General features: G+C 45.6%; 11 protein-coding genes. 10 read left to right on the plus strand and 1 reads right to left on the minus strand.

Features of this window, described 5'->3' with window-relative positions:
- Positions 1-154: 154 nt before the first annotated feature.
- Positions 155-1,243 (minus strand): RuBisCO accumulation factor 1, encoded by a 1,089-nt coding sequence (locus tag ACL6C3_RS20585; RefSeq protein ID WP_413160910.1) that lies wholly within the window; start codon positions 1,241-1,243, stop codon positions 155-157.
- Between the two features lie 248 nt (positions 1,244-1,491).
- On the opposite strand from ACL6C3_RS20585, the gene ACL6C3_RS20590 reads away from it, so the two are divergent.
- The 10 genes from ACL6C3_RS20590 (at position 1,492) to eboE (ending at position 15,311) form a co-directional block, all read left to right on the plus strand.
- The gene (locus ACL6C3_RS20590) at positions 1,492-1,989 is read left to right on the plus strand and encodes a hypothetical protein (protein ID WP_413160911.1); all 498 of its coding nucleotides are present in this window, start codon (positions 1,492-1,494) and stop codon (positions 1,987-1,989) included.
- Positions 1,990-2,601: 612 nt separating this feature from the next.
- Positions 2,602-4,020, plus strand: coding sequence for a ScyD/ScyE family protein (locus ACL6C3_RS20595; RefSeq protein WP_413160912.1), 1,419 nt, complete (start codon positions 2,602-2,604; stop codon positions 4,018-4,020).
- 945 nt (positions 4,021-4,965) lie between these two features.
- Positions 4,966-6,381, plus strand: a complete 1,416-nt coding sequence (locus ACL6C3_RS20600; RefSeq protein ID WP_413160913.1) for a ScyD/ScyE family protein — start codon at positions 4,966-4,968, stop codon at positions 6,379-6,381.
- 86 nt (positions 6,382-6,467) lie between these two features.
- Positions 6,468-7,826, plus strand: a complete 1,359-nt coding sequence (locus tag ACL6C3_RS20605; RefSeq protein ID WP_413160914.1) for a ScyD/ScyE family protein — start codon at positions 6,468-6,470, stop codon at positions 7,824-7,826.
- Positions 7,827-7,868: 42 nt separating this feature from the next.
- Entirely contained in the window at positions 7,869-9,056 is a 1,188-nt protein-coding gene (gene scyF / locus ACL6C3_RS20610; RefSeq protein ID WP_413160915.1) for a scytonemin biosynthesis PEP-CTERM protein ScyF, read from the plus strand.
- 606 nt (positions 9,057-9,662) lie between these two features.
- A complete protein-coding gene (locus ACL6C3_RS20615) occupies positions 9,663-10,655 on the plus strand; it encodes an EboA family metabolite traffic protein (protein WP_413160916.1) in 993 nt (330 codons plus the stop codon).
- Between the two features lie 95 nt (positions 10,656-10,750).
- Positions 10,751-11,602 (plus strand): TatD family hydrolase, encoded by an 852-nt coding sequence (locus tag ACL6C3_RS20620; RefSeq protein ID WP_413160917.1) that lies wholly within the window; start codon positions 10,751-10,753, stop codon positions 11,600-11,602.
- Positions 11,603-11,713: 111 nt separating this feature from the next.
- A complete protein-coding gene (eboC, locus tag ACL6C3_RS20625) occupies positions 11,714-12,631 on the plus strand; it encodes a UbiA-like protein EboC (RefSeq protein WP_413160918.1) in 918 nt (305 codons plus the stop codon).
- A gap of 200 nt (positions 12,632-12,831) precedes the next feature.
- On the plus strand, positions 12,832-14,052 hold the full coding sequence (locus ACL6C3_RS20630) for a 3-dehydroquinate synthase (RefSeq protein WP_413160919.1): 1,221 nt from the start codon (positions 12,832-12,834) through the stop codon (positions 14,050-14,052).
- Positions 14,052-15,311, plus strand: coding sequence for a metabolite traffic protein EboE (gene eboE / locus ACL6C3_RS20635; protein ID WP_413160920.1), 1,260 nt, complete (start codon positions 14,052-14,054; stop codon positions 15,309-15,311). The genes ACL6C3_RS20630 and eboE overlap by 1 nt, the downstream gene beginning before the upstream one ends.
- The last annotated feature ends 427 nt before the right edge of the window (positions 15,312-15,738 follow it).

Below are 15,738 nucleotides of genomic sequence, written 5' to 3' on the forward strand. Positions count from 1 at the left end.
TATCCCCCCTAGCCCCCCTTTGTAAGGGGGGAAAAGAGGGGAGATTTAAGGGGATCTTTCCCCAGAGAAAGAAGAAAGAGGACTGTATAGTAAGTCCCCCTTTCTAAGGGGGATTTAGGGGGATTTAGGGGGATATAATTAGGATAAAAATTAATTAATCCTCAAATTGCATCAAATTCCAAATTTGACTTTCATCTAACACCTTTTTCGGACGCATAATTAAAATCAACTGTCCCAACAACGGCACCTCTGTATCTTCCTCAAACCACTGCAATTCCAGTTGATTATCCCGTTCGACCAAAAAATAACGATCCGCTTCCCAATTCCGTTGTGAACGGTCAATAACCACCAAAACCGGTTCAACTTTTCCCGGTAAAGGATTCGGTAAACTGTCGCTTTTTCCAATAATAACAACCGGATCTTCCGCATTCGTAATAACCTGCCAACCCGGAAGCGGTATCCACGCCCCCTGACCGGAAAATTTAACCATCCCAAACGGTTTTTCTTCGTCGGTAATGGGAACCGCTTTTAAATCTTCTAAGGTTAATGGAAATTCGCCGACAACCGGAAGAATACGGGGTAAATCTTCATCCGATTCTAACCGATAAACCGGCAAACGCGGCGCCGGACGAGTGGAAACAACCGAAAAATCAGTTAATAGTTTTTCCACCTGTTCTCGGGCGCCGGAAGACTGAACAAATTTTAGCGCTTTAGCAATTAAACGCGATCGCTGTTGGAGATCGCTATGCTGTCTGGCGGCTTTCCAACACTGGTAGGCGATCGCATCCCCCGGACTTTGGGTAAACCCCTCCGGTAAACTGCTAAGGCGAGACATATCTTTGATCGCCTTGGCGAGTTCTTTGGCTTCATCGGCGTCGATATTTTGCGATACGCTAAACTCTGCGGCTTCTATGCGTTGCGGTTGGGTGAGAATACGATACTCATAGAGAATATCGCTTCCTTTTTGCAGAAAATGCGATCGCACTCCTTCCGAGGCGTCGCCCGTCACCAAAGAGTTGTACACTTGAGAAGCAACAATGACCTGATTTTGTTGAACCGGTTCAAAGCCAGTTTCTTCAAACAGTTGTTGAGAATTGTAGCCCGATTTTTGTAGCGTCGCACAGGCCTGTCCCCATTCTACCCAAGTTCCTTGTTTGCGACGGAGTAATTGTAACAATTCTTCCAAATTCCCGCTTTCATTAGAGGGTTGTGGGTTTGGGTTGTTTTGCGGTGTTCCAGTCATAACGTTAAAATCCAATTTGAGTTTACCTTACCTGTCATTTGTGATTCAATATTCCAGTGGAAGGCAACGGGGTGATTGCAGTTGAGTTCAAATCCGGTCGGATCGCTCCTACTTCACTCAGTTTAGCGGAAAAGGTTTAAGATTTTGCAGTTTTCTCGGTTGGAAATTGCTACCAATGTATTAAATGTTTTTTCTGCGGTTCGTCCAAAAATAGTTTAACTCAACCTCTTGATTCTTTTATTTTTATAATGAATTCTAAAGTTTTACTCAAAGAAGTCTATAAAAAAGTTCCGATGTATCGCTTATTTAATCGTTTGTGGATTCATCCCCATCAGATTAAAGGATATGGCGTCAGCGATCTGGTCTGTGATTATCCGCAATGGGGACCAGGTGACGATTATCAAGTCTGGTTTGATGAAAAAATGACCGAGTTTCAAGTGAAAACTCAGTGGGTTGAAAATGGAGAGAATGGAGAGAATTCGACTCCGTTGGTGAGAGTGTTAATTTTACTTTGCGATCCGGTTGTGGAAATGAATTTTATGCGTTATGTTGATGTAGCGTTAGATTCGGGCGATCAATTTTTTGTACCGATGCGGTTGGCAACAGAATCTTCGCTGAAAACTTTAGAACCCACAGAGGGGTTAGAAATTCACGTTCTCGCCGAAAAAACAAACAATAAAATTCTTTATCCCGATGAGATTTTAGCAGAAATTAATAACAGTCAATGGTCTATGATTTGGGAATAATTTTTCTTGAAAATTAGGATTGAGAACACAAAAGAGCGATCGCCAAAAATCGGCTTTGATCGGACAAGCTTTTCAAAAATTTCCGATCTACATTGACTTCCTCTGATTGATAGGGAGGTGGTGAGTCCACCCCCGTGCGCGGGAACAAGCGCGTTGAGGGGAGTGGCTATCCCGTTGGGGGAGGACCGGAGGTGGGGAGAAAGATGTGTAGCATCGGTGCTTCCGTATTTGATATTACCTAAAAAACGTCAAACTTTAACGAAAAAAATGATATCTTTCATCTGGATCGCCGTGTTAACCTGTCTAGGTATCAAAGAGTCAAAGAAAAGAACTACTCGGTCGCAGAGGTAGTTTTGACTGGTTTAAAACTTTGACAGAGGTAGACTTTATTGCGATAAATAGTCTGATTATTTCTGGTGGGAACCGACTTTTTAACTCGGGTTGCTAAGTGTGACTTCAAAGTTTTCATTGTTACCGATTCGTAGCTTTGTCTTTATTTAATACCAAGCTCTCAGAGAACGAGTAAGTCGTCAGTCGTTCAACGGCCGTCGGTCAACCTTTTTTGTCTTCTTCCGATGTGTTTCAACCTGCAAATACTCATTCCACAGAAAAATGAAACTCAAGCAAGTTGGTTATTCGCTTCTGACTTTGGGTGCCCTGTTCGCTTCCCCCATGTCCGCTGAAGCCGCAAGTTTCACCACAGTAGCCAGCGGGCTGAACAATCCCAGCGGAATCACTTTTGGTCCCGACGGCAGTCTCTATGTCGGAGAAACGGGTACGGGTGGCGATGGCAACTGTCAGCCCTCTCCGAGCGCCCCCGAATCATTGATTTGTGCAGGCCAAACCGGATCGGTCACGAAAGTCGATTTGGCTAGCGGTACTCAAACAAGAGTGGTCAGCAACTTTGACTCTCTGGCAATTCAGCCGAGTCTGGAGCAGGGCGCAGGCCCGCAGGAGATCGCCTTTGACTCCGAAGGCAATGCTTACCTCCTGAGCGGCTACGCCGGATATCCCGCCAACCGGGACCTGGAGATTTTTGAGCTAGCTCAAGATGTTGAGCCTGATTTACCCCCCGGTCAAGTGGTGTTTGCGCCCCCCAAAGAAAATCCCAGCGAGTTATTGAATGTACCCGACCTGGGGAAACTGTTCAAAATAGATTTGGCTACTCAAGAACTCACGGAACTGTTTGACTTTGCCAAACACGAACTGTTAAACAACGTTGACGGTGGCGACTACATTACCAACCCCTTTACGATCGCCATTCAAGATGATTCGGCTTTTGTTGCCGATGCGGGCGCCAACGTCATCTACAATATCGGCTTGGATGGCGAATTTATTAACGCTTTTGCGGCTCCGACTCAACTGGTTGAGAACGTAGAATTTCCCGAGGTTTCTCCTTTCGGGCCGCCCGAAAATTCCGGTGAAATCCCCATTCTCGGTGGCGACCCGAGCCAACTACCGAACGAAGGCGAAGAACCCGAAATGCCCTTCCCCGTATTTCCCGATAGCCCGTATGAGTTGCAATCGGTACCGACGGGAATCACCACAGGCCCCGACGGTGCGGTTTATTACGCGGAACTAACGGGCTATCCCTTTCCCGAAGGCGAAGCGCGAGTTCTCCGCATTAACCCCGAAACCGGAGAACCCGAAGTTTTCGCAGACGGTTTTACCCAAATTACGGACATCGCCTTCGATCCAGATGGCAACCTGTTGGTGCTGCAATTTGCCGATGAAGCCCAGTGGAAAAACAGCGTCAATGGTAGCTTAAAAGATTTGCCCGGTTCCGTCATCAAAGTCACCCCCGACGGTAAACGGACAACCATCGCCTCTGAAGGGATCTTCTCCGCAGCAGGCATCCAAGTCGGCCCCGACGGGGGGATTTACGTTTCCAACAACGCGATCGGTACCAACGGTTCCGTGATCCGGTTCGACAATACTAAGTCCGTACCCGAACCCGGTAGCATCTTGGGTCTGCTGTTCTTTGGCGGCGCCACCATTATGGGTCTCAAGGGTAAGCGAAACATTGTGTAGCTTATTTGTGTAGCTCATTGGGGAAAGCTAGCAATTCATAGATCTAGATCTCCTCAAGAGATTTAGATCTAGGCTATTTTTACTTTTTTTGGCTAAATTTACCCGGTTTAAAAATCAAAAAAGGCTTGCATAAAGTGGATTTAAGCTATTTTTTCCCTTTTCCAGGAGTACATCTTTCTAAGTAATTCTTTCAACGGAGGATTTTACGGTTGCCTGTTGTCTCTCTTACAAACTTGCGTCTCAACGGAAACCGCGCCCGTCGCGCCGATCGGTGAATTTCCCCGATCGCCTTTTGCTATCACTACTGTGCAGACAAAGGAACGGCGCGAAGTGGGGTAAGAGCGCGTTTCCCGCAGGCAGCACCCCCTCAGCAGGGAACAGTAAGGCATTGAGCAATCTTTACCGTTTTTTACACAGCTTGGTTTATTTATGTCTTAATACTTAGATTTTTCTCTACCCTTGTGGGGATGACGGATTATAATTTATAATATAAAATATCGCTTCTTTAAGCAACGCTACTCGGTAATTACACGCAACACAAATTTTAATTACACTTCAGTAGTTTTGCGTAAAAAAAGTCAAATCTTTACGAAAAAAATGACATCTTTTCATCCGGATGATTGTGTTAGCTTATCTATCAGTCATCTGGGTGTCACAGAAGAAAACGAAGTCGGAAAGGTAGTTTCGACTGGTTTACAGGTTTAACAGAGACAGACGTTATTGCAATAAATAGTCTGAAAGACTGATGGTGGAGATCGACAAAAGTCACTCGGCCAGCTAAGTATGGCTTCAAAGTATTAATTCTGATTGATTCATACTTTTTTATCTGTTTCGCGCCAAGCCCTAAGGGACTGGTAAATCGTCAGTTGCTTACGAACCGAAAACCGATTTTTTTAAGTTTTCTTCTGATGCGTTACAAGTTACGACTATTGATTTCAGGGAACAATGAAACTTAAGCAAATTGGTTATTCACTATTGACTATCGCCGCCGGACTCGGTGCGGCAATGCCTGCGGAGGCAGCAACTTTTACAACAGTAGCGAGCGGACTGAATAATCCCAGTGGGATTACCTTCGGCTCCGATGGCACCCTGTATGTTGGCGAAACCGGTACCGGCGGAGACGGAAACTGTCAGCCCTCTCCCAGTGCCGCTTTCGCAGAAATTTGTGCGGGCAACACCGGATCGATCACCAAAGTCGATCTCGCCACCGGCACTCAGACCAGAATCTTCAACGGCTTTGACTCCCTGGCACTTCAGCCGACTCTAGAACAAGGTGCAGGCCCCCAAGAAATTGCCTTTGACTTCTTGGGAAACGCTTACCTGGTCACGGGTTACGCCGGATATCCGGGCAACCGGGATGCAGAGATCTTTGAAGTCGCCCAAGGCGCCGAACTCCCCCCGGAACAGAATTTAATTGCGCCCCCGGCCGAAGATGCCAGCGAGTTATTAAATACACCCGACCTGGGCAAACTGTTCAAAATAGATTTGGCAACCGAAGAAGTCACCGAACTGTATGACTTTGCCCTCTACGAACAGTTAAACAACCTCGACGGTGGCGACTACATCAGCAACCCGTTTGCGATCGCCATTCAGGATGATTCGGCTTTTGTGGTTGATGCCGGTGCCAACGTTATTTACAATATCGGCTTGGATGGCGAATTTATTAACGCCTTTGCATCCCCGACCCAACTGGTTGATAACGTAGAATTCCCCGATGCTTCTCCTTTCGAGCCGCCTCAAAATGGAGGTCAAGAAGACCCCGTTCTCGGTGGCGACCCGAGCCAACTACCGAACGAAGGCGAAGAACCGGAAATGCCCTCCTTTGAAATTCCAGAAGGCCCGTTAGATTTACAATCCGTACCGACCGGAATCACCAAAGGCCCCGACGGCGCCGTCTATTACGGTGAACTGACCGGCTATCCCTACCCCGAAGGAGAAGCGCGAGTCTTCCGCATCAACCCCGAAACCGGAGAACCCGAAGTTTTCGCAGACGGTTTCACCCAAATTACAGATATCGCCTTCGATAAAGAAGGCAACCTGTTAGTGTTGCAATTTGCCGACGAAGCCCAGTGGAAAAACAGCGTCGAAGGCAGCTTAAAAGATCTGCCCGGTTCCGTCATCAAAGTCACCCCCGACGGTCAACGCACAACCATCGCCTCTGAAGGAATCTTCTCGGCAACAGGCATCCAAGTCAGCCCCGACGGTGGGATCTACGTTGCCAATAACGGTATCGGTACCAACGGTTCGATTATCAAGCTCGACGATCCAAAATCTGTACCGGAACCCGGTACAATTTTCGCCCTGTTAGCCTTTGGCGGCGCCAGCCTTTTCGGTCTAAAAGGTAAGCGAGACAGAGTTTAGGTGAACGCAAAAAGTAGGGGTGTATCGCCATCACTTACGCCCCCTACAACCAACCTCAACCCCCGAAAGTCTCGATCAATTTAGAAATGAACATCTTTCACTCGGTTAGCTCCTTCACACTCACCTGTTTATTGCTTTCAGTCGCCAATCCGTCACTCGCCGCAACATTTACTCGGTTTGCCACAGGCCTCAACAACGCTCGCGGACTCACTTTCGGCCCCGATGGTGAACTCTACGTTGCGATCGCCGGAACGGGTGGCGGCCCGACCTCACCCAATTCTATCCCCTCGCCAAACGTACCCGGTCTTGACCTGTATTTGGGCAACACGGGGGCGATCAGTAAAGTTTCCGCAGATGGGACCGTCACCCCCGTAGTCACCGGCTTGAGTTCCCTGGCTTTGGCAGATGGTAGCAACGCCGTCGGGCCTCAAGATATCGCCTTTGATGCCAGCGGAACGCCCTATATTCTTTATGGATCGGTGGCTGATCCGGCTCAACGCGATCGCACTCTCAACGCCCTGGCGGGTAGTCCTTACTCGGAAAACGATGTTTTGGGGACATCGGAGTTGGGCAGTCTCTACCAAGCTAATTTTCAAACCGGTCAACTGACTCAACTGGCTGACCTGGCTCGGTACGAACTGCAAAACAACCCCACCGGGGGCGATATTGACAGCAACCCCAACAGCCTCGCGATCGACGGCGATACCATCTACATTACTGACTCGGGCGCTAATAATTTGTTTGCCTACAGTCGGAGAGAAAACCAGCTTCAACTCAACACCACCTTTGACCCGGAAATTGTTGCTCTCGACAGCCTCAAGTTTCCACAGGGGTTGGGGCCGCCCCCAGCCGCGCCTAACGATCCCACTCAGGCACCGGAAACGGAAGACCCCCTCTTTCCCCTGCAATATGTCCCCACCGGCGTGGCGGTCGGTGCCGATGGCAATTTGTATGTTGCCGAGTTTGGAGGGTTTCCTTTTCCTGACGGGAGATCGGAAATTACTCAAATTGATGGGAATGGTCAACAAACAACATTTGCTGACGGTCTGATTCAGCTTACTGATATTGCTTTTGCTCCCAGTGGTAAGGCTTACGCGACTGTTTTGGCAACTGAATCTTTGGCACTGGGCGGCGATCGCGGAAAAGTTGTGGAGATCGGTACTGATGGGAAAGTTACCACTATTTTAGATGGCAACCAGGTAGACGGGGTTGAGTTGTTAGTAAACTTAACCGTTGCGACGGACGGTCTAGTTTATGTTGCCGGTCGGGGTAATGGCCCGGAATCAACCATTTTCCAAATTGATCCAGACGGTGATGCTGTTGATATTCCTGAACCCAATTCGGCCTCTGGCGTTTTAATTTTGGGTCTTTTGGGAGGGGTTTCTTTTGGGGTCAAGAGCGCTCGAAAACGACTTTTAGAGAGGGGAGAAGGCATTTCTCTATAGGGATAAATCAGCCAAGTTCATTGTCAATTTAACCTGAGGATTATGATGAAAGTTAAAAAATTATCAGTCGGTGCAAACCTAACGTCTTTACTTGCCGGATCGTTGCTTTCTTTGGGTGCGATCGCCAGCGAAGCTAAAGCCGTTACTCTCGAATTTGATAGCCAAATTGGTGAACCCGGTTTTGCTCCCGGTCAGTTATTTGTGCCTCAAGGTGTCTCCGTTCAAGATAGCACCGGCAATATTTATGTCGGTAACGGTCGCGGACGCAACCCCGACGGGAGTACAAATTTTGAAGTGGGTAACGAGGTTTCTATCTTTACTCCCGAGGGTGAATATATTGGTGGGGTCGGATCGGGCGGTACCGGCCCGGGCGAGTTTGACGAACCCGGAGCGTTGGAGTTTAGCCCGAAAACGGGTAATCTCTACGTGGGCGATGTTTTTAACCTTCGGGTTAATGTTTACGATCCCGAGGGAAACTATATCGAAACCCTCGCCGAAGGCGAATTTGGCGGACTGATCGAAGGTCGGGCTTTCTTCGGGCCTTCTGGGATTACTTTTGATGCCGAGAATAACGTTTATGTTGGCGACTTCAGTAACGATCGCATTCTGAAAATTAACGAAGCCGGCGAAATTATTGACACTATCGGTACTCCCGGAACTGAACCCGGACAGTTTCAAGGCCCTGCGGGGATTCGGATTTCTCCGGTTAGCGGTAATATTTATGTTGCCGACCAGTTTAACAACCGTATTCAGGTGTTAGATCCTGAGGGGAATCCGCTTTTGGTCTTTGGTACCGAAGGTACCGAACCCGGTCAGTTCTTGCAGCCCATTGGCTTAGAAGTGGACGAGCAAGAAAATATTTACGTTGCTGATTCTATTAACAGTCGGGTTCAGGTTTTTGACAAAGAAGGTAATTTGTTAACGGTTTATGGCGAACCCGCCCGCAACGCCGACGGTGAGATTATCCCCCCGCCCGCCCCTGACGGTTCCAGCGGACCTTTCGGACCCGAACTCGACCTGCGACCGGGTGCGTTTAACTGGACCGGCGGCACCGGAATTGAGGGTGACAAACTCTATGTGGGAGACTTCTTCCAAGGTCGCATTCAGGTACTTGATATTGATTATCACGATGATATGGCAAAAGTACCCGAACCCACTTCCGCTTTAGCTTTGGCCGGGGCGGGTTTGATCGCCGCCAAGCTTCTCAAAAAGCGTAAAATGACCCGCTAATTGTTCTGTTGATGCAGAAGTGCTTGACACATACAATCGGTTAAGATACGTCGTCACAGCACTTCTGTCTGAACGTTAAGCCACAAGCCGAAAGCCAACAGTTCAGCGGCTCCCGCATGGTCCGTGATTAATTTGTTGTTAAAATTAAAGTGGGTTTATCATGGGGTGAGACTGGATAGAATCTCTATCTAGTATCAAAAAACACTGCTTAATTTTAGATGAAGTCTGGGAAAGCATCAGCCCACTGCCAAGACCTTAAAACAAGGCGGGGTATAACAGTTAAAATCTTGAAGATTTGAAGAATAGCCGAAAAGGATTATCGGGCTTAAATTTTCCCTAGAAGTTATCGTCAATTCCTCTAGAAAAGCAGTATTTTCTAAAGCATAAACCTTCCCACCTATCTTTGGAACGGATATTTTTAACGGAAATAGAATTTCTGTTCAATCAAACCGTTAAATCGGCTAAAAACTCTTGAAAAGACGGTTTAACCTTTCGACAGATTGACGCCCGCGAATGTCATCCCTTAAACTGTGAATAATTTACAATTAAACATTTTTCTGAACGTCAATCAAGCTGCTAAATCGGATAACGATCAAGGTAAAATAGTTGAATACAATAGATAAAAAAGGCGAAATGATTATCGCATCTAAGGATAAATTAACTCACTACAATCGCACTGTAAATATCATTTTTGACTGGCTGCCGAGCAGGTTTACAGAGGCGATATCCGAAAAGCAAACCTCAGCAACCAACCCAAATGATGAACAACTCGCTTGGTTGAGAAAACAGCATTCAGAGTTGTTAAACGGAGCCAAACAAAGAACCTTTTTTATTGCCTTTAGTTTGGTTCCCCGCCGTTTGGGAAAAGCAAACCTAGTCCTGAACAACGAAGACCTGAAAACGGCAACAGAACTCTATCCCGGCTGGCAACCCCAACACTGGCGGGTCGATCAATTGGCTCGAACTTTGTTAGTTTTATCCTTAATTCAAGGCAACCCCGAAACCTATCAAAGCATCCTAGATCAACTGTTTTCGGCCGCCGATATTGACGAACTCGTTGCCCTTTATCAAGCCTTACCCCTACTGCCAACACCGGAAAAATACCAGCAGCGAGCCGCCGAAGGACTGCGTACAAATATGTCCGTTGTCTTTAATGCCGTCGCACTCAATAACCCCTATCCGGCAAATTATCTCAGCGAACTCGCTTGGAACCAAATGGTTTTAAAAGCCATATTTATCGACAGTCCCCTCTATAAAATGATCGGTTTAGACGATCGCACCAACCCCAAATTATCCCAAATGTTGCTCGACTACGCCCACGAACGTTGGGCCGCCTCGCGCACAGTCACCCCCGAACTTTGGCGGGCGATGGGTGCCTTCACCACCGACAACATGAGCGAAGATTTAATCAAAGTATTGGAACATTCCGATCCCAAACACCAACAAGCGGGTGCGATCGCCTGTAGCCGTTCAAACTCCGAAAAAATCCGCTCTTTGCTGGAGTCTCGCCCCGAGTTAAAGGCATTTGCCCAACACCAGACTTGGGACACCTGGACTCGAAATCATCTCTATTCCAACCACGCCAATACAGCCCAATAAATTTTACCTAAATACTGATCGCAATGAATTCTACCAATTTGATGTTTATCGATCCCCATATCCACATGAGCTCCCGTACTACCAACGATTACTTGATGATGCAAGAATCTGGTATTGTAGCAGTTATCGAACCCGCTTTCTGGCTCGGTCAGCCTCGCACTAATCCCGGTAGCTTCAAAGACTACTTTAGCAGTCTCATCGGTTGGGAACGCTTTCGAGCCGCTCAGTTTGGAATTGCTCATTATTGCACCATTGGCTTGAATTCCAAAGAAGCGAATAACCCCGCAGTTGCTGACCCCGTAATGGAGTTATTACCTCTATTTGCGTGTAAGGAAGGAGTCGTCGCCATTGGTGAAATTGGCTACGATGACATGAGCGAAACGGAGGATAAATACTTCCAAGAACAGCTTGCTTTAGCCAAAGAGCTAGAAATGTTAGTTATGATTCATACCCCTCACCGCAATAAAAAAGCAGGGACTAGCCTCAGTATGGATCGTTGTATTGAACATGGTTTAGATCCGTCTCAAGTTATTATTGATCATAATAATGAAGAAACCGTCGAAGAAGTTTTAGAGCGAGGATTTTGGGCAGCCTTTACCATTTACCCGATGACAAAAATGGGTAATGCTCGCATGGTAGAAGTCGTCAAAAAATACGGTACTGAGCGCATAATTGTTGATAGCAGCGCCGACTGGGGATTGAGCGACCCGTTGGCGGTACCGAAAACCGCTCAATTAATGCTCGATGAAGGCATTTCTGAAGAAGATGTGCGAACCGTTTGTTATGGAAACGCCCTCAAAGCCTACAGCCAAAGCGGTCAAATGAATGAAAACGACTGGCTGAAACCTCAAGAAGTCGATTATACCGCCCAGTTCAATGGCAATAGTGTTTTACGCGGACAAAACCCCGATTCTCAAACTATACGTGATTCTCTGATCATTAAGTAAAAATAGGCTTTTCAGAGTTATCTAACTTTTTAGAGGCAGATTGATCATTGGATTGATTCATCTGCCCTAACTATCCAAAAACAGAGTTTATCCTCATTTCAGGTCATTGATTTGAATACAACACTTTTAAGCGACCGAACAACCGGCTATTTTCAATTGATGCGCCCCCCCAATATTCCCACCGCTTGGGCGGATATATTAGCCGGATATGCGATTTCTGGAGGGAGCGCATCCGTTAGTTCTTTATTATGGTTATTGCTGGCAACCACCGGACTTTATGGCGGAGGCGTTGTTTTTAATGACGTTTTTGACGCCGAGTTAGATGCAAAAGAACGCCCGGAAAGACCGATTCCGAGAGGTGCCGTTTCTTCTCAAGAAGCAACAATATTGGGCGGGTTTTTATTAACCGTTGGGGTGGTTGCGGCGAGTCAAGTTTCAGTTTTGAGCTTGATTTTAGCGAGTTTAATTGCTGCGGCGACGATTATTTATGATAGTACAACCAAACATCATGCTTTGTTTGGGCCGCTGACAATGGGGTTTTGTCGGGCGGGTAATTTATTACTCGGGATAAGCGTTTTACCCGCAACCTTTAACAGCATTAATTTCGGCGATTTCTCCTTATTTCATCCCACCTATCTCGCAATTATTCCGATTTTATATATTGGTGCAATTACCGCTATTAGTCAGGGGGAAGTTTACGGGGGAAATCAGCAAACCGGATGGATTTCTGTTGGGTTAATGGCCGTTGTGATTGCGATTTTATTCGGATGTGCGGTTACATCGGTTCATCTGATCAGCGCTTTATTGTTTGTTGGGGTGCTGAGTTGGCGGATTTTTCCCCCTTTTATTCAAGCGGCTAACGATCCTCAACCCGACAAAATTAGAAATGCTGTTAAAGCAGGTATTTTATCTTTAGTTGTTGTGAATGCTACGCTTTCCGCTTGTTTTTTAGGCGGAATATTTGCTATATTAGTATTAGCATTGTTGCCGCTCTCAATGGGTTTATCCCGTTTATTTGCGATGACCTAATTCGCCGCAAACACGGTAAGGGTGGGTTGGGAAAAAATAGAGATTTTCTACAAATCGCACGGCTAAACTCACCCGAAAACACCGATAACTTAACTCAAAAGGGGCGGGTTAACAGAGATAATTTATCAGAAAAATACACGAATACAAAACCCGCCCCAAAAAATCAATACAAAATCAACAACTAAAAACCATCAAGTTCCATGACATTTACACTTCCAAAACCTGTTCTTGAATCAACAGTTTTAAACGATTCATCTGTTGACTATGCTCCCCTCAAACAAGAGGTAAAAGTTACATTTAACTACGACGTACACTTTACACGGGATTTATTTAATCCCAACAATCCTTTATTAGCAAAAGTGTTACTCGCAACCCGAGAAGGCGTCAAAAAAGCCATCGCCTTTGTTGATAGCGGACTCCCCCAAGCATCAGAAATTCTCGAAAAAATTCAAGCCTATAGTGACTGTCATCCCCAGGCGTTAAACCTGAAAGCCGGTTCAACTTTAATAGCAGGAGGAGAAGCGGCGAAAAATAATCCTCAACTCGTAGAAGACTTACAAAAACTAATTTCAGACGCCGAACTTTGTCGCCATTCCTATGTTATCGCTGTGGGAGGGGGTGCGATGTTAGATTTAGTTGGCTACGCCGCAGCAACCGCCCATCGGGGGATTCGGTTAATTCGGGTCCCGACAACCGTTTTAGGACAGTGTGACTCGGGAGTTGGAGTTAAAAACGGGATTAATGCTTTCGGGAAAAAGAACTTTTTAGGAACATTTGCGCCGCCAACTTTGGTTTTAAACGATGCCAACTTTTTAACCACATTAGATGATCGAAATTGGCGTTCCGGTATCGCGGAAGCCGTGAAAGTTGCGCTGATTAAAGATGCGGGTTTCTTCGATTTTATTGTTAACCGAACCGAAGCATTAGTTAACCGAGATTTAGATGCAATGCAGCAAATTGTTTACCGTTGCGCTAAATTGCATCTCGATCATATCGCAGGCGGAGACCCCTTTGAAATGGGAAGTTCTCGCCCTCTAGATTTTGGTCATTGGGCGGCTCATCGGATAGAATATTTGAGCAATTATCGGCTTTATCATGGGGAAGCTGTGGCGATTGGAATTTGTTTGGATAGCACTTATTCCTATCTCTCCAGTTTAATTACCAAGGGAGAATGGCAAGAAATTCTAAGCCTATTTAAAGCTTTAGGATTTAGCCTGTATGAGAGAGAACTTTCTTCTTTTGTTCATCAACCCGAAAACCCCCGTTCTCTGTTTAAAGGATTGACAGAATTTCAAGAACATTTGGGCGGCGAACTGACCTTAATGTTGTTAACGACAATTGGTAAAGGTTTGGAAGTTCACCAAGTCAATTTAGACAAATATCGTCTCGCAATTTTGATGCTACAAGAGGCAGATTTATAATGCAAGTTATAGAAAACGGCTCTCATCTAACCTACTGCACAAATATTCATCCGGGTGAATCTTGGCCGGAAGTTTTCAGCAATTTAAAAGAATATCTTCCGGCTTTAAAAAATCGCTTGAATGCCGAAAAATTTGGCATCGGTTTAAGGCTTTCCCATCAAGCGACAACTCAACTTAATTCCTCAGAAATGGGCGAGTTTAAAGCTTGGTTAGCCGAACACAATCTCTATGTTTTTACCCTGAATGGATTTCCCTACGGGGGTTTTCATAACGAAGTGGTAAAAGATAAAGTTTACGCCCCGGACTGGACCACACCCCAACGAACAAACTACACCAAAAAACTCGCCCATATCTTAGCCAAATTGTTACCGGAAAGGGTGAAAGGGAGTATTTCAACTTTACCCCTTTCTTATAAGCCTTGGTTTAACAGTTCATCGGATTTTACCGGGGCGTTTAAACAGAGTACAATTAACCTGATTGAAGTTGTTATCGAACTGGTTCATCTGCATCAGACAACGGGTAAATTTATTCATATTGACCTCGAACCCGAACCCAATGGGTTAATTGAAAATTCGGCCGAAGTGATTGACTTTTTTCAAAATTGGCTGTTACCCGTTGGCGGGGAATATTTGGTTAATAAGCTGAGTATTTCTTTAGCCGCAGCCCAAACCCTTCTGCGAGAACACATTCAAATTTGTTACGATACTTGCCATTTTTCAGTTGTTTATGACAACCCGGTTCAAGTGTTTCGTCAGTTTAAAGAAGCCGGGATTTCAATTGGGAAAATTCAAATTAGTGCGGCGATTAAAAATCAGCTTCCTGTAGAACAATCCCAACGGGATAATCTCGGGGAATATTTACAGAAATTTGCCGAATCAACTTATTTACATCAAGTTGTTGCTTGTTATCCAGACGGAAGTTTACAATCCTATATTGATTTATCCCAAGCACTTCAAGAGTTGAAAGAAACAGCGGCGAAAGAGTGGCGAACTCATTTTCATATTCCCATTTTTAATCAAACCTACGGGATTTTACAGTCTACCCAAGACGATATTTTGACGGTATTAGAACTGTTGAAAGATTATCCCTGCGAACATTTGGAGATTGAAACGTACACTTTTCAGGTTCTCCCTGATAACTTAAAAATCGATTTGCTGAGTTCTATTGAAAGGGAATATAACTGGGTGATTCAACATTTTATAGGTGATTCTAGTGTTGAGTCGTCGGAATTGAAAAAACCGTTGGTGAAAATGGGTTAATTCTCCTTTATTCCCTTATCCCCCCTAGCCCCCCTTAAAAAGGGGGGAAGATGGAAAAAAATTGTAGATTAAATGTTTTATTGGGAAAAAGTAAATGCAAAAAACATTAGAAAATCCCCCCTAGCCCCCCTTTTTAAGGGGGGAAGATGGAAAAAAATTGTAGATTAAATGTTTTATTGGGAAAAAGTAAATGCAAAAAACATTAGAAAATCCCCCCTAGCCCCCCTTTTTAAGGGGGGAAGATGGAAAAAAATTGTAGATTAAATGTTTTATTGGGAAAAAGTAAATGCAAAAAACATTAGTAAATCCCCCCTAGCCCCCCTTTTTAAGGGGGGAAGATGGAAAAAAATTGTAGATTAAATGTTTTATTGGGAAAAAGTAAATGCAAAAAACATTAGTAAATCCCCCCTAGCCCCCCTTTTTAAGG

It is taken from the genome of Capilliphycus salinus ALCB114379, assembly GCF_047276495.1.
In the GTDB taxonomy this organism is placed as follows: Bacteria; Cyanobacteriota; Cyanobacteriia; order Cyanobacteriales; family Microcoleaceae; genus Capilliphycus; species Capilliphycus salinus.